General features: G+C 67.0%; 2 protein-coding genes and 1 pseudogene. 1 reads left to right on the top strand and 2 read right to left on the bottom strand.

The genetic code is table 11. The annotated features are described in order from the left end of the window. Positions 1 to 132 (bottom strand): annotated as a pseudogene (locus ACH47Z_RS47070) (IS5/IS1182 family transposase); the annotation flags it as partial. Between the two features lie 161 nt (positions 133 to 293). Here ACH47Z_RS47070 and ACH47Z_RS47065 point away from each other — a divergent pair. Then, complete coding sequence (locus ACH47Z_RS47065; protein ID WP_399086785.1) at positions 294 to 1280, top strand: NAD(P)-dependent oxidoreductase; 987 nt, start codon at positions 294 to 296, stop codon at positions 1278 to 1280. Between the two features lie 687 nt (positions 1281 to 1967). Here ACH47Z_RS47065 and ACH47Z_RS47060 read toward each other — a convergent pair. Beyond that, the coding region (locus ACH47Z_RS47060; protein WP_399086782.1) for an alpha-hydroxy-acid oxidizing protein at positions 1968 to 2317 on the bottom strand (350 nt) is incomplete at its 5' end.

The raw sequence follows: 2317 nt of genomic DNA, 5'->3' as shown, positions 1-2317 counted from the left end.
CTCCCGCATCGCGTACCGGCCCTGATGGCCACTGACCGAGGGATGCGCGGCCTTCCACGCGGCGATCACCGGCTCGACCAGCGCCCACTGCTCGTGACTCACGTCGGTCTTGTAGGGCTTGCGCTCGCTCACGGTGCCCAGCCCAACATGCCTATGGCCGCCGACCGGCCAGGATGCCGCACCGCCACACGTTCAGGTGACGACAGGACTCCTATGCACTCTCATTCCGCCCTCTCAAGAAGGCCGGATCGTGATCACGATACAAGCTCATAGGATGACCGCAGTGTTCCCAGGTGATCCATAGTGTCTCCAAGCGACCGGACGGCGGCGGTCTTTCGGGTGCGCCGGAGGGAAGCGACAGACGCAACGACTGCCATGGCGGTGATTCTTTGCCCTCGCGCATAGCCCTCGTCGGTGCCGGCCGAATGGGGACACCTCTGTGTGGACGATTCGTTTCGGCGGGCCACACGGTGACCGTTTCCGATCTGCGTCCCGAACGGGAAGAAGCGGTGCGCTCGTTGGGTGCGAACTGGGCGCCCACCGTCACGACCGCCGCAGCCGGGGCGGATGTACTGGTCACCGTGGTTCCTGGACCCGATGAGGCTGCGGCAGCTCTTCCGGATGCCGTGTTCGCCGCCCTGGCCCCTGGTGCGGTGTGGATCGACATGACGAGCAACGCCCCCGCAGCCGCGCGGGAGCTGCGGGAACGAGCCGGGGCCCACGGCGTCGATGTCCTCGAAGCGCCCATGGGCGGCAGTCCGGACGACGCCGAACACGGGCGCCTGCGGCTGTTCGTGGGCAGTTCTGCTGAAGTCCTCGACCGGTGCAGGCCGCTGTTGGAGGCGGTGGCGACATCGGACCGGATCCGCCACATGGGCGGCCCGGGAACCGGCTACACGACAAAACTCCTCATCAACCTCCTCTGGTTCGGGCAGGCCACGGCAACCGCCGAGGCCCTCCTGCTCGGACGCCGAGCGGGCATCGACCTCGCTGCCCTGCGCGACACGCTGGCCGACAGCGCGGCGGGGAGCGACTTCATCCGCCGGGACCTGCCGGCTCTGTTCGCCGGGGACTACCTTCGCTCCTACGGCCTCGACCGCATCCACGACCAGCTCGAGGTCATCACCGGTGAGGCCCGAGACCTCGGCACCCCGCACGAGATGGCTGACACAGTATTGCGCATCCACCGGCTGGCCCTGGAGCGCTTCGGACCTGTGGATGGCGAACTCCTTGCCGTAGCCCTCTTGGAGGAGGCCGCCGGTACCCTGCTGCGCCCCTGACCGGTCCGGTACCGGTTTCGGCCCTGATGACCGCTCGGGCCAGGGCGGCAGCAGTGGTTCGATCCGCGCCCACAAGTCGTCGTCGACGATCACGGCCGAGTCGTCACACGACACGAACGTCCGCCTGAAGCTCAAACGGCTGGCCGACCGCGGAATCCTGACCGAGACCGAGCAGGGCTTGTTCACCCAGCCCCGGCCGTAGTCGACCGACGTCGCCGCGACCTTCCCGCTCGCACACGAAGCGAAGAATCGGGCATCAGGTCTCATACCGCCCTCTGAGACTTCGAGTTGGCGGCAGCTCACTGAACATGCTCGACACGACGATGGCAGGGATCGGGGAAATGCGGGATTTCAACGCGCTCTTCACCGTAGCCGGTCTGCGTCGCATCAAGGTGAGCACCGCAGGTGCCTTCCGTCCTCGAAGCGGTTCCCGCAGCCTGACGCACTGGACAGCACGTCCGCCCCGGCGAGCCGACTGCCCAAGCCCGATCACTAGATTCGTTGTGCTTGGCGCCCCGCAGGCGCTGTTGGGATTCCACCGCGAGGCTTGCTGGTGGATCATGCGTCGGCGCAGTACGGACCCAGTGCGGCCGTGCATCTGCCTCGTAACGCTCTTCAGTAACACGAGTGGGTGGGCTCGAACGGGAAACCCGCGTGCATGTGCTCGGCACAGGCTGAACCGCCGGGTCACGGCCGTCGCCGCAAGGCCGAGGGGCTTAGGTCTGCGATCTTGGGGTAGCCGTCGACTGCCATGAGGAGGTCAGCCTCCGCAAGGAGGGAGCGCAGCACGTGGATGATGCCGTCCTCGCCTCCCAGTGCCAGACCGTAGACGTAGGGCCGCCCCACCGCTACCGCTCGCGCGCCCAGCGCCAGGGCTTTCACCACATGGTCGCCGGAGCGCACACCCGAATCGAAGATCACCGGAGTTTCGCCTGCCGCATTGACGACGTCCGGCAGCATGTCGAGTGAGGAGAGGCCACCGTTGGCCTGGCGTCCACCGTGGTTCGAGCAGTAGATCGCATCGACACCGCCGTCGA

This window comes from Streptomyces sp. NPDC020192, assembly GCF_044388685.1.
GTDB lineage: Bacteria > Actinomycetota > Actinomycetes > Streptomycetales > Streptomycetaceae > Streptomyces.
The sequence above is the reverse complement of the archived record's forward strand: the minus strand, read 5'-3'. Positions and strand labels throughout refer to the sequence as shown.